This is a genomic window from Microvirga aerilata, from assembly GCF_016743775.1.
In the GTDB taxonomy this organism is placed as follows: Bacteria; Pseudomonadota; Alphaproteobacteria; order Rhizobiales; family Beijerinckiaceae; genus Microvirga; species Microvirga aerilata.
This window is the reverse complement of sequence record NZ_JAEQMY010000007.1, coordinates 21,049-43,271: the sequence shown is the minus strand read 5'-3', so window position 1 is coordinate 43,271 and position 22,223 is coordinate 21,049. Positions and strand designations below refer to the sequence as shown.

General features: G+C 64.6%; 19 protein-coding genes and 1 pseudogene. 11 read left to right on the top strand and 9 right to left on the bottom strand.

Annotated elements, in window-relative coordinates:
- Positions 1 to 585: 585 nt before the first annotated feature.
- A complete protein-coding gene (locus JKG68_RS06785) occupies positions 586 to 3,285 on the top strand; it encodes an Rne/Rng family ribonuclease (protein WP_202057283.1) in 2,700 nt (899 codons plus the stop codon).
- Between the two features lie 108 nt (positions 3,286 to 3,393).
- Here the strand turns inward: JKG68_RS06785 and JKG68_RS06780 are convergent, their stop codons facing one another.
- Entirely contained in the window at positions 3,394 to 4,575 is a 1,182-nt protein-coding gene (locus JKG68_RS06780) for a pyridoxal phosphate-dependent aminotransferase (protein ID WP_202057282.1), read from the bottom strand.
- A 381-nt stretch (positions 4,576 to 4,956) separates the two neighbouring features.
- Between JKG68_RS06780 and JKG68_RS06775 the strand changes: the two genes are divergently transcribed.
- From JKG68_RS06775 to aat, 6 genes are all read left to right on the top strand, one after another.
- Positions 4,957 to 5,736: a DsbA family protein gene (locus JKG68_RS06775; RefSeq protein WP_202057277.1), complete on the top strand. Its 780-nt coding sequence runs from the start codon at positions 4,957 to 4,959 to the stop codon at positions 5,734 to 5,736.
- Between the two features lie 224 nt (positions 5,737 to 5,960).
- Positions 5,961 to 6,428 (top strand): type II 3-dehydroquinate dehydratase, encoded by a 468-nt coding sequence (aroQ, locus tag JKG68_RS06770; protein ID WP_202057276.1) that lies wholly within the window; start codon positions 5,961 to 5,963, stop codon positions 6,426 to 6,428.
- 27 nt (positions 6,429 to 6,455) lie between these two features.
- Positions 6,456 to 6,926 carry an acetyl-CoA carboxylase biotin carboxyl carrier protein gene (gene accB / locus JKG68_RS06765; protein ID WP_202057275.1) on the top strand — a complete coding sequence of 157 codons (471 nt, stop codon included), beginning with the start codon at positions 6,456 to 6,458 and terminating at the stop codon, positions 6,924 to 6,926.
- An 8-nt stretch (positions 6,927 to 6,934) separates the two neighbouring features.
- Positions 6,935 to 8,293 carry an acetyl-CoA carboxylase biotin carboxylase subunit gene (accC, locus tag JKG68_RS06760; RefSeq protein ID WP_202057274.1) on the top strand — a complete coding sequence of 453 codons (1,359 nt, stop codon included), beginning with the start codon at positions 6,935 to 6,937 and terminating at the stop codon, positions 8,291 to 8,293.
- An 81-nt stretch (positions 8,294 to 8,374) separates the two neighbouring features.
- The gene (locus JKG68_RS06755; protein WP_202057273.1) at positions 8,375 to 8,977 is read left to right on the top strand and encodes a class I SAM-dependent methyltransferase; all 603 of its coding nucleotides are present in this window, start codon (positions 8,375 to 8,377) and stop codon (positions 8,975 to 8,977) included.
- Between the two features lie 60 nt (positions 8,978 to 9,037).
- A complete protein-coding gene (aat, locus tag JKG68_RS06750) occupies positions 9,038 to 9,712 on the top strand; it encodes a leucyl/phenylalanyl-tRNA--protein transferase (protein WP_202057271.1) in 675 nt (224 codons plus the stop codon).
- Here aat and JKG68_RS06745 read toward each other — a convergent pair whose 3' ends face one another.
- Entirely contained in the window at positions 9,713 to 10,321 is a 609-nt protein-coding gene (locus JKG68_RS06745) for a DUF2155 domain-containing protein (RefSeq protein ID WP_202057268.1), read from the bottom strand.
- A gap of 264 nt (positions 10,322 to 10,585) precedes the next feature.
- Here JKG68_RS06745 and JKG68_RS06740 point away from each other — a divergent pair, with 264 nt between their 5' ends.
- Together JKG68_RS06740 and JKG68_RS06735 are read left to right on the top strand one after the other, a co-directional pair.
- Positions 10,586 to 11,605, top strand: a complete 1,020-nt coding sequence (locus tag JKG68_RS06740; RefSeq protein WP_202057265.1) for an SDR family oxidoreductase — start codon at positions 10,586 to 10,588, stop codon at positions 11,603 to 11,605.
- 71 nt (positions 11,606 to 11,676) lie between these two features.
- On the top strand, positions 11,677 to 12,294 hold the full coding sequence (locus JKG68_RS06735) for a hypothetical protein (RefSeq protein WP_202057262.1): 618 nt from the start codon (positions 11,677 to 11,679) through the stop codon (positions 12,292 to 12,294).
- A gap of 10 nt (positions 12,295 to 12,304) precedes the next feature.
- Here the strand turns inward: JKG68_RS06735 and JKG68_RS06730 are convergent, their stop codons facing one another.
- From JKG68_RS06730 to JKG68_RS06720, 3 genes are read right to left on the bottom strand one after another with little or no spacing between them, the layout of a single operon-like run.
- Positions 12,305 to 12,658, bottom strand: coding sequence for a hypothetical protein (locus JKG68_RS06730; RefSeq protein ID WP_202057259.1), 354 nt, complete (start codon positions 12,656 to 12,658; stop codon positions 12,305 to 12,307).
- Between the two features lie 48 nt (positions 12,659 to 12,706).
- Positions 12,707 to 12,934 (bottom strand): hypothetical protein, encoded by a 228-nt coding sequence (locus JKG68_RS06725; RefSeq protein WP_202057257.1) that lies wholly within the window; start codon positions 12,932 to 12,934, stop codon positions 12,707 to 12,709.
- A gap of 42 nt (positions 12,935 to 12,976) precedes the next feature.
- Positions 12,977 to 13,390 carry an NADH:ubiquinone oxidoreductase subunit NDUFA12 gene (locus JKG68_RS06720; RefSeq protein ID WP_202057255.1) on the bottom strand — a complete coding sequence of 138 codons (414 nt, stop codon included), beginning with the start codon at positions 13,388 to 13,390 and terminating at the stop codon, positions 12,977 to 12,979.
- A gap of 688 nt (positions 13,391 to 14,078) precedes the next feature.
- On the opposite strand from JKG68_RS06720, the gene JKG68_RS06715 reads away from it, so the two are divergent.
- Positions 14,079 to 17,783 (top strand): vitamin B12-dependent ribonucleotide reductase, encoded by a 3,705-nt coding sequence (locus tag JKG68_RS06715; RefSeq protein WP_202057253.1) that lies wholly within the window; start codon positions 14,079 to 14,081, stop codon positions 17,781 to 17,783.
- 352 nt (positions 17,784 to 18,135) lie between these two features.
- On the top strand, positions 18,136 to 18,582 hold the full coding sequence (locus tag JKG68_RS06710) for a hypothetical protein (protein WP_202057250.1): 447 nt from the start codon (positions 18,136 to 18,138) through the stop codon (positions 18,580 to 18,582).
- Positions 18,583 to 18,962: 380 nt separating this feature from the next.
- Here JKG68_RS06710 and JKG68_RS06705 read toward each other — a convergent pair whose 3' ends face one another.
- The 4 genes and pseudogenes from JKG68_RS06705 to JKG68_RS06690 all read right to left on the bottom strand — a co-directional run.
- Positions 18,963 to 20,333 (bottom strand): transposase, encoded by a 1,371-nt coding sequence (locus JKG68_RS06705; RefSeq protein WP_202057249.1) that lies wholly within the window; start codon positions 20,331 to 20,333, stop codon positions 18,963 to 18,965.
- A 137-nt stretch (positions 20,334 to 20,470) separates the two neighbouring features.
- On the bottom strand, positions 20,471 to 20,635 hold the full coding sequence (locus JKG68_RS06700) for a hypothetical protein (RefSeq protein ID WP_202057248.1): 165 nt from the start codon (positions 20,633 to 20,635) through the stop codon (positions 20,471 to 20,473).
- Positions 20,636 to 20,681: 46 nt separating this feature from the next.
- Entirely contained in the window at positions 20,682 to 21,107 is a 426-nt protein-coding gene (locus JKG68_RS33290) for a MarR family winged helix-turn-helix transcriptional regulator (RefSeq protein ID WP_202057247.1), read from the bottom strand.
- A 45-nt stretch (positions 21,108 to 21,152) separates the two neighbouring features.
- Positions 21,153 to 21,997: pseudogene (locus JKG68_RS06690) on the bottom strand (efflux RND transporter permease subunit); the annotation flags it as partial.
- Positions 21,998 to 22,223: the final 226 nt, after the last annotated feature.

The following is a 22,223-nucleotide window of genomic DNA, read 5'->3' as shown; positions in this document are numbered from 1 at the left end:
AGCGTCCTTCCTAACTCATAGACGGCCTTTGGTTAATGAAACCTCACGGGGGTTGAACGGTTGCTGAGACTCTGTTGCATTCATGGTACAGTGACCTTGCATCTTGCCAAATGCCCCAATCGATCTGTAATGATCTTGATCCCGTTCGGCATGGCCGAATCTGACGGCGGCTCCGAGGAGACGGTTGTGTTGACCGATCCTCAAGGACGCCCGTCACCCTCGACAGGCTCACGGACAGGATCATATGGCGACGCTTGTCGCCACCCGCCGATGGCCGGCTCCGCCGGTTGTCGAATTCTATGAAAGGGCCGTCTTGAATGGTTGCGAACACGAAGTCAGATCTGACTCTCGTCTCGGCACCGTTCGAATCGCGCGTTTCTTTTCGCGCCCGCCCATGCCTCCCCTCACCCGGCATGGAGCCGGCCCAGTTTAACCCAGGATGCGCCCGAATGAGGCGCACGATGGCGATCGACAGCAATCCGAACGCAATCTCAGCCCGCCGCCGCAACACGCGGCGTGGCCACCCGCCCACAACGCGGCCCCTGCCTCAGGTCCTGCCCTCGATCGCCATGTCGAGAGTTCAACATGGCAAACAAGATGCTCATCGATGCCTCACACCCGGAAGAAACCCGGGTCGTGGTGGTACGTGGTCAAAAGGTCGAAGAATTCGACTTCGAATCCGCTAACCGGAAGCAGCTGCGGGGTAACATCTACCTCGCCAAGGTCACCCGGGTCGAACCGTCCCTTCAGGCGGCTTTCGTCGAATACGGCGGCAACCGCCACGGGTTCCTCGCCTTCAGCGAGATCCATCCGGATTACTATCAGATTCCTGTCGCCGACCGGCAGGCTCTGCTCGAGGCCGAGGCCGAGGCCCAGCGCGAGGAAGAGCACGAGGAGGAGCGCCGCCGCAACCGCCGCCGCCGTCCCTCCCAGAAGCGGGCCCGGAACGACGAAGCCGTCGCTTCGTCCGAATCCGAGGCCGGCGCCGGCGAGAGCCTGGAAGCCTTCGCCGAGGGCGAGGGCTCCGGCGAAGCCCAGGCCCTGGGCGAGGCTCAAACGTCCGAACAGGACGTCTCAAGCGCCTCAGCCGAAGGCGACACCCCTGACGCAGGTGCGCAGGAAGACGCAATCGAGGCTGTCGAGGGATCGGCAGCGGTCGCATCTCCCGATGATTCACAGGAATCCGACGAGGACGCATCCGAAACCGGCGAGGACAACGAAGCCGACGAGGACGCGGACGACGAGGAGTCCGAGGATGATCACGAGCTGGAGGAGCACGAGATCGTCGAGCAGCTCGGCGGCGACGACGCCATCGAGGATCTTCCCCAGCGCCGGCGCGTGCCCCGCAAGCAGTACAAGATCCAGGAAGTGATCAAGCGCCGCCAGATTCTTCTGGTGCAGGTGGTCAAGGAAGAGCGCGGCAACAAGGGCGCGGCGCTCACCACCTACCTGTCGCTCGCCGGGCGCTATTCGGTGCTCATGCCCAACACGGGCCGGGGCGGCGGCATCTCCCGCAAGATCACCAATGCGGCGGACCGCAAGCGCCTGAAGGAAATTGCCCAGGAGCTGGAGGTGCCGGAAGGAATGGGCATCATCCTGCGCACCGCAGGCGCCTCCCGCACCAAGCCCGAAATCAAGCGCGACTACGAATACCTGATGCGCCTCTGGGAGAGCGTGCGCGAGCTCACGCTGAGCTCGGCGGCTCCCGCCCTCGTGTACGAGGAAGGCTCGCTGATCAAGCGCGCCATCCGCGACCTCTACAACAAGGACATCGACGACGTCATGGTCGCCGGCGAGGACGGCTACCGCGAGGCCAAGGACTTCATGCGGATGCTCATGCCGAGCCATTCGAAGCTGGTCCAGCCCTATCGCGATCCGCAGCCCCTCTTCGCGAAGTTCGGCGTCGAGGCCCAGCTCGATGCCATGTTCTCGAACGTGGTCACCCTGAAATCGGGCGGCTACCTGGTCATCAACCCGACGGAAGCGCTCGTTTCCATCGACGTGAACTCAGGACGATCCACCCGCGAGCACAACATCGAGGACACGGCGCTTCGCACCAACCTCGAAGCCTCGGAGGAGATCGCCCGGCAGCTGCGCCTGCGGGATCTCGCGGGCCTCGTGGTGATCGACTTCATCGACATGGAGGAGAAGCGGAACAACCGCGCCGTCGAGAAGAAGCTGAACGAGTGCCTGAAGAACGACCGCGCCCGCATCCAGGTGGGCCGCATCTCGCCGTTCGGGCTCCTCGAAATGTCGCGCCAGCGCATCCGCACGGGCGTGCTCGAATCCTCCTCGATCCCCTGCGCGCACTGCGCCGGCACCGGCTTCGTCCGCTCGACGCCGTCGGTCGCCCTGCAGGTGCTGCGCTCGATCGAGGAAACGCTCATCAAGAACGCGAGCTACAACCTCATCGTCCGCACCAAGATGGACGCGGCGTTCTACATCCTGAACCAGAAGCGCATTCACCTGCGCGAGCTCGAGACCCGCTTCGGCGTCGCTATCTCCATCGTGGCCGACGACAGCATCATCGGCACCACGACCTACGCCATCGACCGGGGCGAGCCCGCCCTCAAGCTGGAGCACAAATCCGCCGCGACCGGCATCCAGATCGACGCCATCATCCCCGTGGACGAGCCGGTCGACGAGGTTGAGGACGAGATCGAGGCTGAGGCCGAGGAGGAAACCACCGAAGAGGCTCAGGCCGGAGAGGAGCGCGGCGAGGAAGGCGATGCGAACGGACGCCGCCGCCGCCGCCGCCGTCGCCGCCGGGGCCGCGACCGGGAGGTCTCCGCGGGCGGAGCCCAGGACGACGAAGGCACCGAGGCCGGCGAACCCGAAGGCGAGGAAGCTGCCGAGGTCGAGGCCTCCACGGGCGAGGCTGCGGCCACGGAAGGCGAAGGCTCCCCTGAGTCCGATGAGGACCGCAACGGACGCCGCCGGCGTCGCGGCCGCCGCGGTGGCCGTGGACGCGGACGCGACGAGACCGCTGAGTTCGCCGCCGAGGAAGGCTTCGTGGCCGCCGATCAGGCTGAAGCTGCGCCGGTGTCGGATGCCATGTCGGCTCCTGCCGAAGAGCTCAAGCCCGAGGTGGAGGCTCCGAAGCCTGCGCCCCAGGACGACCGCATCATGGCGCCGTCCCAGCCCGTGGCCGAAGAGCCCGCAGCGCCGGCACCCGTGGTCCCTGAACCCGAGCCGGTCGCCGTCGTGCTGACCCCGCCGGACCCGGAGCGCCCGAAGCGCGCCGGCTGGTGGTCCAAGGCCAAGTCGGTCCTGAGCGGATCGTAATCCTGACATGAAAATGCCCGGCCTTGAGCCGGGCATTTTCAATTCGGCTTCCATGCGCTGTCATTCCGGGTTCTCGCTATGCTCCCCCCGGAATGACAGTGGGCGGACTTACTTCAACCACCCCTTCAGCCGCGCCACCGTCTCGCGGCAATCGTTCTCGGAACCGGCGAAGGACAGGCGCAGGTAGTGGGATCCTTCGATGGGATCGAAGTCCAGGCCCGGGGTTGCGGCGACGCCCGCCTCCTCCAGCATGCGCTTGGAGAAGCCGATGGAGTCGTTCGTGAAGCGGGCAATGTCGGCATAAATGTAGAAAGCGCCGTCCACCGGGTGCATCTCCGTGATGCCCACCTTCGGCAGCTCCTCCAGAAGGTAGGCCCGGTTGCGGGCGTATCCTGCCTTGACGGCCTCAAGCTCCTCCACCGCGTCGAAGGCGGCGAGCGCCGCCACCTGGGACAGGTAGGGCGGCGAGATGTAAAGGTTCTGCGCCAGGCGCTCGATGGGCCGCACCAGCCGCTCGGGCACCACGACCCAGCCGATGCGCCAGCCGGTCATGCAGTAGTATTTCGAGAACGAGTTGATGACGACCGCATCGTCGTCCGTGGCCAGCGCCGTCGAGGCGGGCTCGCCATAGGTGAGGCCGTGGTAGATCTCGTCGGACACGAACCACAGCCCTAAGCGGCGGCAGGTCTCGCCAAGCTCCGCCAGCGCCGCCCGTCCGATCATGGTGCCTGACGGATTGGCCGGGCTCATGGCCAGGATGCCGTGCAGGGGTTTTTCCGCATGGGCCCGCTCGACGGCCTCGGCCGTCATGATCCAGCCGTCGGCCTTCGCCAAGGGGATCGCCACCGGCTCGATGCCGAGCGCTTCCAGGATGTTGCGGTAGGCCGGGTAGCCCGGCGCCGTGATCGCCACCCGCTGCCCCGGATCGAAGAGGCTCAAAAAAGCCAGCACGAAGCCGGCCGAGGACCCCGTGGTCACCACCACCCGCTCCGGCGCGATGCCGACCCCATAGGTGTCCTTGTAGTGCCGGGCGATCCGCTCGCGCAGGGCCGAAATCCCCAGCGCTTCCGTATAGCCGACGCGGCCAAGGTCGAGGGCGGCTTTCGCCGCCTCCCTGGCCGCGCGGGGCGCCGGCGCGGAGGGCTGGCCCACCTCCATGTGGATCACGCTGTCCCCCCGCCGTTCCTTGGCGGCGGCGGCGCTCAGCACGTCCATGGCCAGAAAGGAGGAGACGCGGTCCATGCGGCGCGCGACGAGGGGCGAACGAAGATCGGCAGGTGATTTGATCATGGGAAGGCTCGTATCCCGTTGTGCGGGTGGCCTCAAGGCGGTTTTCTCTGATGAGGATCCATGGCACCAAGCTCGATCGTGGATCCCCTTCCCGGTCCTGCGGACCGCCGGGGATGACAGCAGCACTCTCCAGTGTCATTCCCGGCCGGAGCGAAGCGGAGGGGAAGGGAATCCATGGCACCGGAGCATGCAAGTGAATCCCCTTCCCTCGCTGCGCTCGCCGGGGATGACACGCTGCCCGGGACAGCACCTCAACAAACCCGTGATTTGACGACGCGCGCCATAAGCCGCTAACTCGCTATGGAAACAGCAATTCCCAAGCCGGCCTCGAACCATCCCCAAAGGACGGACTTGTCTCAAGAATTCCGCAAAGGACCGGACATGCGCTTTTCGCTTCCCAAAATCGGCCAGGCTGTGGCCCTCATCGGCACCCTGGCTCTGGCTCCCGCCGCGATGGCGCAGGGTGCGGTCTTCAACGAGCAGCAGAAGCAGGCCATCGGCGAGGTCGTGAAGGAGTATCTCCTCAAGAACCCTGAAGTTCTGACCGAGGTGATCGGCGAGCTGGAGAAGCGCCAGGCCGAAGCCCAGCAGGCGGCCCAGGCCGGTGCCGTGAAGGAGACGAAGCAGTCGCTTCTGAACGCCTCCCACTCCTATGTGGTCGGAAATCCGTCCGGCGACATCACCCTGGTGGAGTTCTTCGATTACAACTGCGGCTACTGCAAAAAGGCGCTCGCGGACGTCCAGACCCTCATGAAGAGCGATCCCAAGCTGCGGGTGGTGCTCAAGGATTTCCCGGTGCTCGGGCCTGATTCCGTCGAAGCGAGCCGCGTGGCGCTCGCCGTGAAGAACCAGCTGCAGGGCCCGAAGCTCCTCGACTACCACGTCAAGGTCATGGACAGCCACGGCCGGGTGAACGGCGAGCGCGCCATGGCGGTGGCCAAGGAGATGGGGGTCGACATGGCCCGCCTCCAGAAGGACGTCGATAGCCCCGAGATCCGCAGCGCCCTGCAGGAAAACATGGCGCTCGGCGACAAGCTCAGCCTGACCGGAACCCCCGCCTTCATCGTCGGCGAGACCGTCATTCCAGGGGCCGTGGGCCTCGATCCCCTGAAACAGCTCGTGGACAACGTCCGCCAATGCGGCAAGGCGAGCTGCGGGTAAGGTTTGACCGCCACTGTCATTCCGGGCTCGGCCTACGGCCGCCCCGGAATCGCAGTCGGGGCAGACACGCCGCCGCTTTTCGGGCCGAACACCCCCTCATCCCCTTAAGGAACCCACGCCAAGCTTGGGAAAGCCTTGGTTTTCCCCTTTCCCCCTGCGCGCCTTTTGGCTAAGAGGGCGTTTCGGCTCCGCCATGCGGGGCTTTTCGGAACGCTCCTTTCAAGATGATCAACGTCCACGTCCTCAACGGACCCAACCTCAACCTGCTCGGGCGCAGAGAGCCTCAGATCTATGGCAGCACCACGCTTGCCGACATCGAGAAGCTCGTGCGCGACAAGGCGGAGGCCTTGGGGGCGGCGATCACGTTCCGCCAGTCGAACCATGAGGGTCATCTGGTCGACTGGATCCAGGAAGCGGGAGCGCAGGGCGCGGGCATCGTCATCAATGCCGGCGCCTATACCCACACCTCGATCGCGCTGCGCGATGCCATCTCCGGCAGCGGCGCCCCCACGGTCGAGATTCATCTTTCCAATGTTCATGCTCGCGAGGGCTTTCGCCATCGCTCGCTCATAGCGCCCGTGTCCGTCGGCGTGATCTGTGGTTTCGGGCCCATGAGCTACGTGCTCGGCCTGGAAGCGGTTCACCGGGTGATCGTCGAGCGCGCGCGGCAAGCGAAGCCTTCCCAGCACTAGTTCCTCAAAGATTAAGAGGTGAGCCCCATGGCCAAGGATAACCCTTTCGATCCCGATCTCGTCCGTGAGCTGGCGAATCTGATCGCCGACACGGATCTCAGCGAGATCGAAGTGGAGAAGGGCGACCTTCGCATCCGCGTGGCGCGCATGGTCACGGCCGCCGCGACCGTTGCGGTCGCGGCTCCGGCGCCGGTCGCGCATGCGCCCGTCGTTGCGCCGCCTCCGGCTGCCGCAGAGGCCGCCGCTAAATCCAGCGCGCCCCATCCGGGCACCGTGCTCTCGCCCATGGTCGGCACCGCCTACCGCAAGCCCTCACCCGAGGCGAAGGATTTCGTCGAGGTCGGATCCAAGGTTCAGGCCGGCGACAAGGTTCTGCTGGTCGAGGCCATGAAGACCTTCAACGAGATCGTCGCGCCCCGCGCCGGCACCGTGACGGCGATCTTCGTCGACGACGGAACCCCTGTTGAATACGGCGAACCTCTCCTCGTCATCGAGTAAGGCGCGATATGTTCGATAAGATCCTCATTGCAAACCGCGGCGAGATCGCCCTGCGGATCCTGCGCGCGGCGAAGGAGCTCGGCATCGCGACCGTGGCGGTGCATTCCACCGCCGACGCCGATGCCATGCATGTGCGCCTGGCCGACGAGAGCGTGTGCATCGGCCCTCCGGCCGCCCGCGACAGCTATCTCAACATCCCGGCCCTGATCGCCGCCTGCGAGATCACGGGCGCCGACGCCATCCACCCCGGCTACGGCTTCCTGTCCGAGAACGCGCGCTTCGCGGAGGTGCTGGAGCATCACCGCATCGCCTTCATCGGCCCGAAGGCGGAGCATATCCGCATCATGGGCGACAAGATCGAGGCCAAGCGCACCGCCAAGCGCCTCGGCATTCCCTGCGTTCCCGGCTCCGAGGGCGGCATCACCGACGACGACGAGGCCAAGCGCGTTGCCAAGGACATCGGCTACCCGGTGATCATCAAGGCTGCCGCCGGCGGCGGCGGGCGCGGCATGAAGGTGGCGCGCACGGAAGATGACCTCGTCCACGCGCTCCATACCGCCAAGACCGAGGCCAAGGCGGCCTTCGGCGACGACGCGGTCTATATCGAGAAGTATCTCGAGAAGCCGCGCCACATCGAGATCCAGGTGCTCGGCGACGGCAAGGGCAACGCCATTCATCTGGGCGAACGCGACTGCTCGCTCCAGCGCCGCCACCAGAAGGTCTGGGAGGAAGGCCCCTCACCTGCCCTCAACGTGGAGATGCGCGAGCGCATCGGCGGCGTCGTGGCCAAGGCCATGCAGGAGCTGCAATATGCGGGCGCCGGCACCATCGAGTTCCTGTACGAGGACGGCGAGTTCTACTTCATCGAGATGAACACCCGCATCCAGGTGGAGCATCCCGTCACCGAGATGATCACCGGCATCGACCTGGTCAACGAGCAGATCCGCGTGGCGGCGGGCCATCCGCTATCGGTGAAGCAGGAAGACATCAGGATCGAGGGCCACGCCATCGAGTGCCGCGTGAATGCCGAGCACCCTTCCACCTTCCGCCCCTCGCCCGGCACGATCAGCTACTTCCACCCGCCGGGCGGCCTCGGCGTGCGCGTCGATTCGGCGGCCTACCAGGGCTACCGCATCCCGCCGCATTACGACTCCCTCGTGGGCAAGCTCATCGTCCATGGCCGCACCCGCAACGAGTGCCTCATGCGCCTGCGCCGGGCGCTCGACGAGTTCGTGGTGGACGGGGTCGACACGACGCTCCCCCTCTTCCGCACCCTCGTGCGCAATCCGGAAATCCAGAACGGCCAGTACGACATCCACTGGCTCGAGCATTTCCTGAAGACCGGCGGGCTCGGAGAAGTCGAGTAGCCTTGTTATACAGTATCGGCCCCGCTATTCTGTCCGCAACGGAACAGGGGCCCGTCCCAGAAGGCGAGGCTATGGAAGACCATGCCTCGCTTTCTTCATGTCGGCTGCGGGCCGAAGCGTAAAGATCAGACCGTCAGGGCTTTTGCTGCTTCCGAATGGGAGGAGGTCACGCTCGACATCGACGGGAGCGTCAAGCCGGACATCGTCGACAAGCTGCCCGACCTTTCACAGGTGGAGCCCGGCAGCTTCGACGCCGTCTACTCCGCTCAGAACATCGAGCACCTTTATCCGCACCAAGTTCCTCTCGCGCTCAAAGCCATGCTCCGCGTTCTCAAGGCGGACGGGTTCGCGATTCTGACCTGTCCGGATCTGCAGGTGCTCGGGGAAAGGCTGGCAGCCGGGGACATCGATACGCCCCTTTACACCAGCGGCCGCGGCCCGGTATCGCCCATCGACATGCTCTACGGCTTCAGGCCGGCCATGCAGCAGGGCAACCTGTACATGGCCCATCACACCGGCTTCACGATGAAATCCCTCGGGAATGCCTGCATTCAGGCCGGCTTTGCCAATTTCTTCGGGTTCCGCCGCCCCCGGCGGCACGATCTATGGGGGCTTGCTACAAAGACGCGCCGAACCGAGGACGAAATGCGGGAACTCGGCAAAATCTACCTGATGCCGCTCTGACTTCGAGCCTCGGCTGTTCTATCTATCGGGCACGGCCCGAACGATCGGATGCGTTGGTGAATGAACCGGTCTCCTGACCACTTGATTGAGATCACGCCCGAGATCCTGCTGAAAGCCTACGCGGCGGGCATCTTTCCCATGGCGGAGGATGCAGACGATCCGTCCCTGTTCTGGGTCGAGCCCCGCGAGAGAGGCATCATCCCCCTCGACGGCTTCCACATGTCGAAGCGCCTTGCCCGCACGGTCCGGTCGGATCACTTCGAGGTCCGGGTGGACCGGGACTTCGACGGGGTGATCGCCGGCTGCGCGGCCCCGGGGATGGACCGGGAGAAAACCTGGATCAGCCGCCGGATCCGCGAGCTTTATGGGGAGCTCTTCGACGCCGGCTACTGCCACACGGTCGAGGTCTACCGGGAAAACCGCCTCGTCGGCGGCCTTTACGGCGTTCGCCTCAACGGCGCGTTCTTCGGCGAGAGCATGTTCCACACGGAGCGGGATGCCTCCAAGGTTGCCCTGGTGCATCTGGTGGCCCGCCTGCGCCGGGGCGGGTTCTCCCTTCTGGATACCCAGTTCGTCACCTCACACCTGGCCCAGTTCGGCGCCGTCGAGGTTCCCAGGCGCACCTACAAGCAGATGCTGCGCCACGCCATGGATCACGGGGCTGAATGGAATGTCTGGCCCCGTGGCCAGATCGTCAGCGGCGAGGAAGCTCTCGCGGCCATTGCGGCCCGCTGATCAGGGACGATCCGAGTTGATGACGGGAGCCGCCGGAGCCTGGCGGCGTGCGGGCTGGCGCACGGGCGCGGTCTCGACCGCCGGCGGCCGCGGCGCCGTGCGGGCCGCAGGAGCAGTTCCCCTGGCCGGGGCGATGATGTCGTTGGGCCGTGCGGGCTCGTTCGGCCCCCGTGCGGCATCCTGGATCGGCGGCAGCTCCTCGGGGGTCTCCTTGGGCTCCGCGATCACCTCCGTGCCGCCTTTGCAGTCGACGAGCCAGATGTCGTAGACCGGGTGCTCCATGCCGTGCAGGCCCGGGCTTGCGGCGAACAGCCAGCCCGAGAACACGCGCTTGCTCCCTTCGGTGGCGGGTTCGTCCACCTCGATGAAGGCGGTCGTGTTCGGGGCCTCCGTCGGCGGCTTGGTGAAGCAGACCCGCGGCGTCATCTGGAGCGCGCCGAACTGCACGGTCTCGTCGACCTTGACCTCGAACGAAACGATTCGCCCGGTGATCTTGTCCAGCCCCGAGAAGACGGCAGTGGGATTCTTGATCCGGTCCGCCTGGGCCGCGCCGACGCTTCCGATGATCGATGCGAGAACCAGAGTCGCCAGCGTCCAGCCGAAATTCATTGTACCGTCCAAGTTACCCTGCAGGCCAGGTTCGGTCTGGCCCATCCCGTCCGGCCATACCCGGCCGCACCCGCTGGGGCAACGCGATAGCATGCGAACCATGATGGAAAAAGGGCAAGCCCCGAAAGATGGTTCTTCGGGGTGGAAACTGCGAAAGCCCACGGTCCGTCGAGGGCCGCTTCACGACAACGTCAGAGGATTGTCCGAACCGCGGACCGGGCCGCCGGTTAACCCTTCCGATCATCCAAGGACAGGAACGGCAGCATGCACGGGAACGACGATCATTCGATGTCACGGCGGGCCATGGTCGGCGGCGCGGCCGTTGGCCTGGCGGCGACCACGGCCGGAGCGACACCGGGCCAGGCTCAGGGGCAGGCTCAGGGGGCCGGCACGGCAACGGCTGTGGCCAAGGACGACCCGACGACGAAATATCCAAAGCCGCCCTTCCGCTCCCAATCGCAGCCCTGGCCCGGACTTGCCGGGCAGATGGACCCGCGCCCCGATCACGGCGAGGCGAGCTACAAGGGCTCGGGACGGCTCAACGGGCGCAAGGCGCTGATCACCGGCGGCGACTCGGGCATGGGCCGGGCCGCGGCCATCGCCTATGCCCGGGAGGGCGCCGACGTTGCCATCAGCTATCACCCCGACGAGGAGCCCGATGCCCGGGAGGTGATCGCCCTGATCGAGAAGGAGGGCCGGGTCGCCGTTGCTCTGCCGGGCGACCTGCGCGACGAGGCCCTGTGCACCCGCATCGTGGCCGAGGCGGTGCAGCGGCTGGGCGGGCTCGACATCCTCGTGAACAACGCAGCCCGCCAGCAGCAAAGGCAGTCGCTTCTCGACATCACGTCTGAGGATTTCGACGCCACCATGAAAACCAACGTCTATGCCATGTTCTGGCTCACCAAGGCGGCGCTGCCGCACCTGACCCCGGGCTCGGCGATCATCCAGACCACCTCGGAACAGGCCTACGATCCCTCGGCCAACCTGGTGGATTATGCCATGACCAAGGCGGCCATGATGAACTTCACCAAGTCGCTCGCCAAGCAGCTCGGGCCGAAGGGCATCCGCGTCAACGGCGTGGCGCCCGGACCGATCTGGACCCCGCTTCAGGTGAGCGGCGGCGCCACGCAGGAGAAGCTGCAGCAGTTCGGCGGGGACACGCCCATGGGCCGCCCGGGCCAGCCCGCCGAGCTCGCCTCCATCTATGTTCAGCTCGCGGCCTCCGATGCCAGCTACGCGACCGGGCAGGTCTACGGCGCGGCCGGAGGCAGCGGTCAGCCGTAGCGGTTTCGCTTCCAGGGCCGGTCCGCTAAGCTTCTCTCCAGATGCCCGTAGGGTTGAGTGAAGCGGACGCCATGGACGAAGCGCAACGAATGAGTGATGCCGCCCGCCGGCAGCTCGGTTTTCTGTCGCGGGCCGAAACGGCCGCCCTCGCCCGTTTCGGCGTCGTTCTGCCCGATCCGGGCTCCGTGCTGGTCTGTGCCGACGCAGGGCTGGAGGAAGGCGTCGTCCTCTGGCCCAACGTCATCCTTCAGGTTTCGACGGGTGGCCGCATGGCCGTCGGGCGGGGAACGAACCTGTTCCCGGGAACCAGGATCGTCGCCTCGGGCGGGTCGGTCACGATCGGGGCCGGGGCGGAGATCGGCGAAGAAGGCGGCTTCACGGTCAAGGCAGGCGCCGGGGAGACGATCGCGGTCAGAGACGAGGCCCGGCTCCTCGGCGGAGGATCCCTGACCCTGTCGAACCGCATCGGGCGCGGCGCCCAGATCCTGGGGCCCATCCGGTGCGAGAATTGCATCCTGGGCGACGGCGGCTCCCATCGCGAGCCGGAGCCGGACCGGCGCGGCGGGGTTTTGAAGGGCTCAGGGGTGGCGCGTCATGTGGAGGTGCCGAGGGGCCATGTGATCCAGGCCTTCGGGTTGTTTGCCGACGCCGTCATCAGGCCTCAGTCCTATTTCCATCCCAAGCCTTGAGAGGCGCTCTTTATTCCCGGCGGCAGGCGAAGGGCGGAAAGGTGCTCGCGGTGCCCGCGTTCATGGCCGCAACCACCATCATGTTGGCCAGCTCCAGCTCCTCGGCCGAGCGGGGGCAGACATCGCCCCTCGTCGTGCAGCCCGATGCCAGGAAGGCCTCGTGCCGGTCGAGGAATTCCTGCCCCAGGCCTTGGGCGCCCTGCCTTGCGAGAGCATCCGACCATGCCTTTGCGTAGCGGGCGCATTTCACCTCGGGCCAGCTCTGCGGCCTCCCCTGCTGCGCGACGGCACGGGACGACTCGCCTGCGGGCAGGCCGACGAGGAAGACCACGAGGGCAGTGATCGACCTGACCCGATAACCCATCTCGTCCTCGGCTGGTTGAACGTGGCGGGACTTGGAGGACGCGGGTCTTTACGACCGATCCTGCTCAAGCGGATTGGGAGCAGGCTCGCGCATGGGGTCGCCCTCCTTCTCCCGCCGCTCGAAATGAACCGTCGAGCAGCCATGGGAGCACAGGAGCCCCCGGTCCGACCAATAGGCGGGTCCGTTCTCGATCCGGCCGTAATGATAGGCGAAACCGGCGTGACCGTAGGACAGGCCACACTCGACGCAGGTGCGCGCTTTGGTTCTTGTCAGCATGCGGCCCGATGCGGCGAGGCTGTCAGGCCCCGCTCCCCAACGTTACTCGCCAGGGGTCCACGGCACGTAGTCGCCCGTGGCAGCCGGGCGCTGTCCGGTCGAGAGGTGCGAGCCTTGCGGGCGATAGGCCTGCGGGGTGCCGGTCATGTTGGGCACATAGGGCTTTTCCCACGGATGGGCCTTGTAGGTCTCTTCGCTGGGGGGCACGTCGCCGTTGTGGCACATCCAGGCGCGCCAGCCGGGCGGCACCCTGGAGGCGTCGGTGTCGCCGTTATAGACGACCCAGCGACGCTCCGCGCCCACATTCGAGTCGATGGCCTCGGCCTGGACGTGGCGGTAGTACTTGTTGCCGAACTCGTCCTCACCCACGAACTGTCCCTTGCGCCAGGTGTAGAACCGGGTGCCGAGGGTCTGGCCGTTCCACCAGGTGAAGAACTGGATCAGATAGTCTTTCATGCTGCTGCCGCCGGAGGGGTTCGTGAAGTTGCGCGGAATATGGCGGCAAGGGGGAGCGAAGTCCAGCTTTTGAGTCGCCAAAAGCCGCGTCTGATTCTCGAAGCCTCCCTTTACGCTGGAGCGTGAGCCGAAATCCCCGTGTTCAGGCCATTCCCGGGGCGGCCAAGGCGTCGGGAGAAGGTCCGGGGCGGGCACCAGGGATTGATGCGCCGGCACAACATCGACCCTCCGTTAATCATGACTCAAGGCCAGCCGATGAGCCGGCGAAGCTTGGCCATTGCAGAATCTCGGAACGGATTCTCAGAGGAGTCTCCGAGGCTTAGCAGGAGCCCCCGATGTTATCCACAATTCTCACAGCTACACACAACATGTAGTTCGGAACCCTGAGCCGCGACACTAGTTCTTGACGTAAGGCTCGCAACACGACTAGCTTGCCGGGGTGCCGATCTGAGACCGGCAGCCAGCCCGAAAGGGCCGGTTGAACACTCCCCAGAGTAAGCGTCAGAGCCCGTGGCAATGCGTTGCCGCGCGACCTGTGGCGTCTGAAGGAGGCCGTAACTCAGGCGTGTTGCGTGTGGCGATCCGATAAAGCGGATCGTCGGGGCGTCGAACAATAATGATGGGCTGATGAGCTGCGGGGCAAATCGCGGCCACGGGGACGTTTGTCCTCAAATTTAGGATGTGACCTATGCGGATCGAGCGGCGTTATACCAAATCCGGACAATCGCCTTATTCCTCCCTCGCCTTCCGGCTCGCCACGAGCGAGATCCGCAACCCGGATGGCTCGGTGGTCTTCAAGCTCGAGAACATCGAGGTTCCCGAGACCTGGAGCCAAGTGGCCTCCGACGTGCTGGCCCAGAAGTATTTCCGCAAGGCCGGCGTTCCGGCCCGCTTGAAGAAGGTGGAGGAAAACGACGTCCCGTCCTGGCTGTGGCGCTCCGTGGCCGATGAGGCCGCCCTTGCCGGGCTGCCAGAGGACCAGCGCATCGGTTCCGAGATCTCCTCCAAGCAGGTGTTCGACCGCCTTGCCGGCTGCTGGACCTATTGGGGCTGGAAGGGCGGCTACTTCTCATCGGAAGAGGACGCCCAGGCGTTCTACGACGAGCTGCGCTTCATGCTCGCCAACCAGATGGTGGCGCCGAACTCCCCGCAATGGTTCAACACCGGCCTGCACTGGGCCTACGGCATCGACGGCCCCGGCCAGGGCCACTATTACGTGGACTACAAGACCGGCAAGCTCACCAAGTCCAAGTCGTCCTACGAGCACCCGCAGCCCCATGCCTGCTTCATCCAGGGCGTCGAGGACGACCTGGTGAACGACGGCGGCATCATGGACCTGTGGGTTCGCGAGGCGCGCCTGTTCAAGTACGGCTCCGGCACCGGCTCCAACTTCTCCAAGCTGCGCGGCGAGGGCGAGAAGCTCTCCGGCGGCGGGCGCTCAAGCGGCCTCATGAGCTTCCTCAAGATCGGCGACCGGGCTGCCGGCGCCATCAAGTCGGGCGGCACCACGCGGCGCGCGGCCAAGATGGTGGTGGTCGACGTCGATCACCCGGACATCGAGAGCTACATCGACTGGAAGGTGAAGGAGGAGCAGAAGGTTGCGGCGCTGGTCACCGGCTCCAAGCTCGCGGCCAAGCACCTCAAGGCCATCATGAAGGCCTGCGTGAACTGCGAGGCCGAGGGCGACGCCTGCTTCGATCCGGAGAAGAACCCGGCCCTGAAGAAGGAAATCAAGATGGCGCGCCGGGTGCAGATCCCGGACAACTACATCAAGCGCGTCATCCAGTTCGCGCGCCAGGGCTACACCGACATCGACTTCCCGATCTACGACACGGATTGGGACTCGGAGGCCTACCTCACGGTGTCGGGCCAGAACTCCAACAACTCCGTCTCCCTGACGGACGACTTCCTGCGCGCCGTCGAGAACGATGCCGACTGGCACCTCACCGCCCGCAAGGACGGCAAGGTGGTGAAGACCCTCAAGGCCCGCGACCTGTGGGAGCAGATCGGCCACGCCGCCTGGGCCTCCGCCGATCCGGGCCTGCACTTCAACACCACCATGAACGACTGGCACACCAGCCCCGCCGGTGGCCGCATCCGGGCGTCGAACCCCTGCTCGGAATACATGTTCCTGGACGACACGGCGTGCAACCTGGCGTCCGCCAACCTGCTCCAGTTCTACGACCGCACCGCGAAGGCCTTCGACGCCGAGTCCTTCGAGCATGCCTGCCGCCTGTGGACGGTGGTGCTCGAAATCTCCGTGATGATGGCGCAGTTCCCGTCGAAGGAGATCGCGCAGCTTTCTTACGAGTACCGCACGCTGGGCCTCGGCTTCGCCAATATCGGCGGCCTGCTCATGACCATGGGCCTGCCCTACGACAGCGATGTTGGCCGTGCGCTCGGCGGCGCGATCACGGCGATCATGACCGGCGTGTCCTATGCCACCTCGGCCGAGATGGCAGGCGAGCTCGGGCCGTTCCCGAACTACAAGGCCAACGCGAAGCACATGCTGCGCGTGATCCGCAACCACCGCCGCGCCGCCCATGGCGTGTCGGAGGGCTACGAGGGCCTTGCCGTCAACCCGGTGCCGCTCGATCACGCCTCCTGCCCCGACCAGAGCCTCGTCGCCCATGCCAAGGAGGCCTGGGACCAGGCGCTCGAACTCGGCGAGCGGAACGGCTACCGCAACGCCCAGTCCACCGTGATCGCCCCCACCGGCACCATCGGTCTGGTGATGGATTGCGACACCACCGGCATCGAGCCCGACTTTGCGCTCGTGAAGTTCAAGAAGCTCGCCGGCGGCGGCTACTTCAAGATCATCAACCGCGCCGTGCCGGATGCCCTGCGCACCCTTGGCTACCGCGAGCATGAGATTGCCGAGATCGAGGCCTATGCGGTCGGCCACGGCTCCATGCGCCAAGCGCCCGCCATCAACCCGGGCAGCTTGCGGGCCAAGGGCTTCACGGACGAAAAGATCGACGCGGTGGAGAAGGGCCTGAAATCGGCCTTCGACATCAAGTTCGTCTTCAACCGCTGGACGCTGGGCGAGGACTTCCTGACCGGGATCCTGAAGGTCCCGGCCGAGAAGCTCAACGATCCGTCCTTCGACCTGCTGGCCTTCCTCGGCTACTCGAAGGCCGACGTCGAGGCCGCCAACATCCACATCTGCGGCGCGATGACTCTCGAGGGAGCACCCCATCTGAAAACCGAGCACTACGCGGTGTTCGATTGCGCCAACCCGTGCGGCAAGATCGGCAAGCGCTATCTCTCGGTGGAAAGCCACATCCGCATGATGGCGGCCTCGCAGCCCTTCATCTCGGGTGCGATCTCCAAGACCATCAACATGCCCAACGACGCCACCGTCGAGGACTGCAAGAACGCCTACATGCTGTCCTGGAAGCTGGCGCTGAAAGCCAACGCCCTCTACCGCGACGGCTCCAAGCTCTCGCAGCCCCTGAACTCGGCGCTGATCGCCGACGAGGAGGAGGACGCGGACGACGCCGTCGAGGCGCTCGTCGCCATGCCGGCCGCGGCAAAAGCCGCCCACGTGTCGGAGAAGATCGTCGAGAAGGTGATCGAGCGCGTGGAGCGGGTGCGCGAGCGCGAGAAGATGCCGGACCGCCGCAAGAGCTACATCCAGAAGGCCGTGGTCGGCGGCCACAAGGTGTATCTCCACACCGGCGAGTACGACGACGGCCGCCTCGGCGAGATCTTCATCGACATGCACAAGGAAGGCGCCGCCTTCCGGGCCATGATGAACAACTTCGCCATCGCGATCTCGCTCGGCCTGCAATACGGCGTGCCGCTGGAGGAATACGTGGAGGCCTTCACCTTCACGCGCTTCGAGCCCGCCGGCTTCGTCCAGGGCAACGAGCGCATCAAGAGCGCCACCTCGATCCTCGACTACGTGTTCCGCGAGCTTGCGGTCTCCTATCTCGGCCGCAACGACCTCGCCCACGTGGACCCGTCGGAGGCAGGCCCCACCACCATCGGCACGGGCGAGTCCCAGTCGAAGGCGCCGGAGCCCGCGCCTGCCACGGCCATCGTGTCCCGCGGCTTCGTGCGCGGCAACTCCGACCGCCTCATGCTCATCCCCGGCGGGGCCGGCGGCCCAGGCGTAACCCAGCGTACCGGTGGCATGACGGTTAGCGCGACGGCCCTCAAGGGCGAGCTCAGCCAGCCTGCCCCGCAGGAGCAGACGGTGGGCGAAGCCGAGATGTCCAAGCTCGCCTTCCAACCCGCCGCCAGCCCCTCCGTCGCCGACCGGCGCGCCGAGGCCAAGATGAAGGGCTATGTGGGCGAAGCCTGCCCCGAATGCGCCAACTTCACGCTGGTGCGGAATGGGACGTGCTTGAAGTGCGATACCTGCGGCAGCACGACGGGGTGTTCGTAACTTAGAAAGCCACGCCGCAACTGAGGATGTACCCAAAGGTTGGCCAGATTAACCCATAGTGCATCCTCAAATGACCCATCAGTCCGCCGCACCCGTGCGGCGGACTTGCAACATCCAGAAATCATGCGCTGTGGGCGCATGGAAATCCTTCGTCGAACAAGAGGGAAATTCCGGTGGGCAATCGAAAAGGCCCCGGGGGCAAAATGAGTGCGCCGAGTGCAAAGGCGTCAACTCGGCACCGGCAAGGGCTTACCTCAGGGACGCTTCAGCACATCATCAGGACCAAGCCCGCTAAGCCGGGTGGTGGCACACAGGCGGACACGCGCCAAGCACCCTTGCAGGCCCCGAAGAAGTGAGTGAGGACTTCGTGTGGAGCCTTGCCGCTGACGTCGCGACGGTCGGCGCGACCGCGATAGCCGCAATCGGCCTGATCTGGACAGCGCTCTCTCTGAGGGCAAGCACCCGCGCCAGCGACCTCAACTCGCTCTTCCTGATGACGGGGCACATTACGGCGGCGGAGGCGCGGCTGTTTGCAAGCCGGGATGATCCTATCCAGCAGGATGTCGACTTCAATAACTACCTGAACATGCTCGAAACGTTGGCGGCCGCGATCAACGGGGGGCTGTTCGGCTCCGTCTCAAGCAAGATCGCGTCGGACCGGCTGTGCAATGACATTGCAATTCTCATGTCGAGCGATTGGTCCCGCCAGAGGATCGAACGTGCCGTGACGTCGCCTGAGACGTTCTGCGAGATTCAGTCTTCTACCGGAAAAACAAGAAACGGATCAAAGGTCATGTAACGTTCCTTGATGTCGGAATTAGCGAGGGGAATGATGCTCCCTAGGCCCGAGCGTCAGCCTCAGGAATATCTGCCCTCTGCTCATCAGTGCTCCCTGTAATTTGACTCGATTAGCGCACCTCAAGCGCCACTTTCTCTCAAAATTAACTCACAAACGTCTCGTAGCCGCCGACACCCGTTCGGACGCCTTTAACCCATAGGCAAATGCCCTGCCGGCGACATCTGCCCCAAAGTCCGACTATCGCCGCATTACGGACATTCGGCGTACTTCCGCCTCGTGCCGATTGCGTTGACAAAGTCGGCATCCAGACGGGCTCGGGCAGCGACGCAGCTTGCCTTGTTGAGGTTACGACTGTGGTGAGGTGTATCCTTCGGGCCTTCTCAGGCTCCTTGGATCATCTGAGGCCCTGGTGAAGTGACTAGCTTGGCGAGCTTTCTCAGGTTCTGAGCCGCTGCCGCCAGCAGGAACTCATCCTGTGCCCCGCACGGACCTCGCAGCCGCAGACGTCCCATCTTCAGGATCCGCTTGAGATGGGCAAACAGCATCTCGATGCGCTTGCGGCCCTGACGTGACCGCTCATAGGCCGGCGTGCCGACCAGCGCTCGGGCGACCTCTCTTGCGTGCTCATAGATGCTGCGCGGGATTTTGCGCGCCGGCGTGTTGGGACAGCACTTCTCCTTGAGATGACACGGAGCACAATCGAACGTGCTGCCTAGGTAGATGCGCGTCGTGCCCTCGTTCACGATCCGGCCGCTGGTCGTCAGGATCTTGCCCTCGGGACAGGTGTAGGTGTCCGCCTCTGGATCATAGGCGAAGTCTGCCTGTGAGAAGGTGCCGTCTTGGCGCTCGGACTTGTCGATGACGGGTACATGCGGCTCGATCTTCTGCTCCTCGACCAGCCAATGCAGCATCTCGGCGGAGCCGTAGGCACTGTCAGCCGCCAGCCGTTCGGGCTTGAGGCCAAAGCGATCAGCCGTGCGCTCCAGCATGGTTCGAGCCGCGCCCACTTCCGCCTGACGCACCGCACGAGAGGCCTCCACGTCCACGATCACAGCTTCCTTGAGGTCGATGAGGTAGTTGTCGGCATAGGCAAAGAACGCCGGACCGCGCATGGCCCCAGTCCACTGTGCGGCAGGATCAGAGGGCGAGACGAACTTCGGCTCAACGTCAGTCGCCGCACCCCAGGCGGCCTCGTCGAGGGTAGCGAGATACTCGCGCACTGCTCGCGGAGCTGCCTCGGTGTGATCCTTTGCCCTCCAGTCAGCGCCTGCCAGGGAGCGCTGCTTGTTGGCATCAGCCTGGATCAGGCTGGCATCGACCGCAAAGCCCTCACCACCCACCAGCCCCTCGTCCAGGCAGCGTTGCACCACGGTCTCGAACAGGTGACGGAAGAGATCGCTCTCGCGAAAGCGCCCGTGCCGGTTCTTGGAGAAGGTGGAGTGGTCCGGCACCTTGCCCTCCAGCCCGAGGCGGCAGAACCAGCGATAAGCGAGGTTCAGGTGCACCTCCTCGCACAGGCGCCGCTCGGAGCGGATGCCGAGGCAGTAGCCGATCAGCAGCATGCGGATCATCAGCTCGGGATCGACAGAGGGCCGGCCTGTGGCGCTGTAGTAGCTCGCCAGACGCTGGCGCAGCCCGGAGCAGTCGACGAAGCGGTCGATGCGCCTCAGGAGGTGATCGGATGGGACGTGATCCTCAAGCCGGAACTCGTAAAACAGGCTCTCCTGCATCACGAGACGCTCGCCCATCATGGCCCGATCCTCCTGCTGAGAAGCCTCATCAGGGAATCACGATCCGCCGCCAATCACGAGGACTTTTTCAACGAAATCTGCCATGAGCGGTCATTACCTAAACCCGCAATCTTAATCCGACAGCAGCACTGTCCGTTTCAGTCGCGGGGCCGAAGCGCCTCGATGAGACCCTCGAGACGTGCTATCTCGCTCTCCAGGCACCGCACCCGGGCTTCCAGGTTATGCAAGTGTTCGCCTGTCGGATCATCCAGGCCGGAAAGCGCCTCGGAATACAAACGCATCTTCTCCAGGAACCACTTCATCTTTCTTCCTCGTCGTTTGAACACTCTCAGATCTGCGACAATGTGGTCAGTGACCGTCGCAGCAGATCGGCTTCATTATTTGTGAACAGGTTCCCATGCGGACATGAACCCGGTGCCAGATGGGGATTGCAGCAGTCAACAGGTCTTTTCCGGCTGGTGGCAGCGTGAGCGTACGACCGCGGCTGTCTTCCAGGTTGACCATAACCACGACAAGTCCGTGTTGTGTCAACGGCTTGAGGATTGCCGTAATCGTCGTGCACTCTCTGCCGAGACGTTCGGTGACCGCACCAATCCACCCTGCGGGTGTCCGCCCGAGCAAGACGAGGAGCTCAAACTGTCCGCTGGTCAGCTCGAGCAGTCCTAATGCCTGGTCGAAGCGGCGCGCGACTACGCGGGCGGCGCGTTGCAGTTGCAAGCCGAGGCAGTGATCGGGAATGTCGCGAGTCGTCGCGATTGGAATGTCATCGTGCACCTTGGATTACCTGTCCTCGTTCAGCGTGTACGGCTCATATCTGCTCTATTCAGCGGCCGGGGCTATGACGGGGATTTTTTGCGGCTCGATGCCTTGCTTTTCCCCATGTCCCTCATCGACGACGTCAGGCTTGATCCGGAACCACGCCGCATAGAGTGCAGGAAGGAAGAGCAGGATCAGCACCGTGCCGACCGCCGTGCCGCCGATCAGCGTGTAAGCCATCGATCCCCAGAAGACAGAGTGTGTGAGGGGAATGAAGGCCAGCACGGCGGCAAGCGCGGTCAGGATGACAGGACGGGTCCGCTATACCGTCGCCTCGATGACGGCGTGATGGTCGTCTAGGCCGGCAGCACGGTTCTCCTTGATCTGTTCGGTCAGGATCAGCGTGTTGCGCCTCAGGATGCCGGCCAGTCCGATCAATCCCAGGATGGCGTTGAATCCGAAGGTCTGGTTGAAGGTGAGCAACATAGGGACGACGCCGACGAGGCCAAGCGGTGCCGTCAGCATCACCATGGCATTGTCGAGAAGGATCGCACCTGCGGCAATCATGCCTGGGAAAACTATACCCAGCGCGGTGTTGGCCTTTCCTCGATCGAACCGCCCGTATCGATGCGGTAGCCGGCCGGAAGGGAGGCGATCAGCGGCTGAAGCGCCGTCATGATCTGCTTGGAAACCTCTGGAGGCTGAGTCGCCTCATTGATGTCCGAGCGGATCGTGATGATGGGGGTGCGATCACGGCGCTTCAGGATCGGCTTTTCCAGACAGATTTCCCAATGGCCGATCTGGTTGAGCGGAATCTGGCGGCCGTCCCGGCTCGTCAGTGAGAAATCCGCCAGACGCGTCGGATTCAGCCGCTCGCCGCCGGCGCTACGTGCCACGATCGGGACATCGACCCTGACCGTGACGTCTCCAACATCAAGGTCGCTGTCGTCCAGCATCACGAGTTCGGTCGTAACGCCTGTATCCGTTCTGCTGGCGCGGATGGCACGGAACGGCATGGCATTCTCCTGACAATTCGAAGCAAGGATCCAAGCGCTTAATACGTCCGCTCAGTCCCGCCCCTTGCATTTAGCCTGCATCTTCATTACTTCAATGATTGAACTTAGTCGAGAGCCA

Bases quoted from the DNA above. Each gene is read 5' to 3' on its own strand.
- JKG68_RS06785 (WP_202057283.1), top strand. From the start codon at position 586: ATGGCAAACAAGATGCTCATCGATGCCTCACACCCGGAAGAAACCCGG.
- JKG68_RS06780 (WP_202057282.1), bottom strand. From the start codon at position 4,575: ATGATCAAATCACCTGCCGATCTTCGTTCGCCCCTCGTCGCGCGCCGC.
- JKG68_RS06775 (WP_202057277.1), top strand. From the start codon at position 4,957: ATGCGCTTTTCGCTTCCCAAAATCGGCCAGGCTGTGGCCCTCATCGGC.
- aroQ (WP_202057276.1), top strand. From the start codon at position 5,961: ATGATCAACGTCCACGTCCTCAACGGACCCAACCTCAACCTGCTCGGG.
- accB (WP_202057275.1), top strand. From the start codon at position 6,456: ATGGCCAAGGATAACCCTTTCGATCCCGATCTCGTCCGTGAGCTGGCG.
- accC (WP_202057274.1), top strand. From the start codon at position 6,935: ATGTTCGATAAGATCCTCATTGCAAACCGCGGCGAGATCGCCCTGCGG.
- JKG68_RS06755 (WP_202057273.1), top strand. From the start codon at position 8,375: ATGCCTCGCTTTCTTCATGTCGGCTGCGGGCCGAAGCGTAAAGATCAG.
- aat (WP_202057271.1), top strand. From the start codon at position 9,038: ATGAACCGGTCTCCTGACCACTTGATTGAGATCACGCCCGAGATCCTG.
- JKG68_RS06745 (WP_202057268.1), bottom strand. From the start codon at position 10,321: ATGAATTTCGGCTGGACGCTGGCGACTCTGGTTCTCGCATCGATCATC.
- JKG68_RS06740 (WP_202057265.1), top strand. From the start codon at position 10,586: ATGCACGGGAACGACGATCATTCGATGTCACGGCGGGCCATGGTCGGC.
- JKG68_RS06735 (WP_202057262.1), top strand. From the start codon at position 11,677: ATGGACGAAGCGCAACGAATGAGTGATGCCGCCCGCCGGCAGCTCGGT.
- JKG68_RS06730 (WP_202057259.1), bottom strand. From the start codon at position 12,658: ATGGGTTATCGGGTCAGGTCGATCACTGCCCTCGTGGTCTTCCTCGTC.
- JKG68_RS06725 (WP_202057257.1), bottom strand. From the start codon at position 12,934: ATGCTGACAAGAACCAAAGCGCGCACCTGCGTCGAGTGTGGCCTGTCC.
- JKG68_RS06720 (WP_202057255.1), bottom strand. From the start codon at position 13,390: ATGAAAGACTATCTGATCCAGTTCTTCACCTGGTGGAACGGCCAGACC.
- JKG68_RS06715 (WP_202057253.1), top strand. From the start codon at position 14,079: ATGCGGATCGAGCGGCGTTATACCAAATCCGGACAATCGCCTTATTCC.
- JKG68_RS06705 (WP_202057249.1), bottom strand. From the start codon at position 20,333: ATGATGGGCGAGCGTCTCGTGATGCAGGAGAGCCTGTTTTACGAGTTC.
- JKG68_RS06700 (WP_202057248.1), bottom strand. From the start codon at position 20,635: ATGAAGTGGTTCCTGGAGAAGATGCGTTTGTATTCCGAGGCGCTTTCC.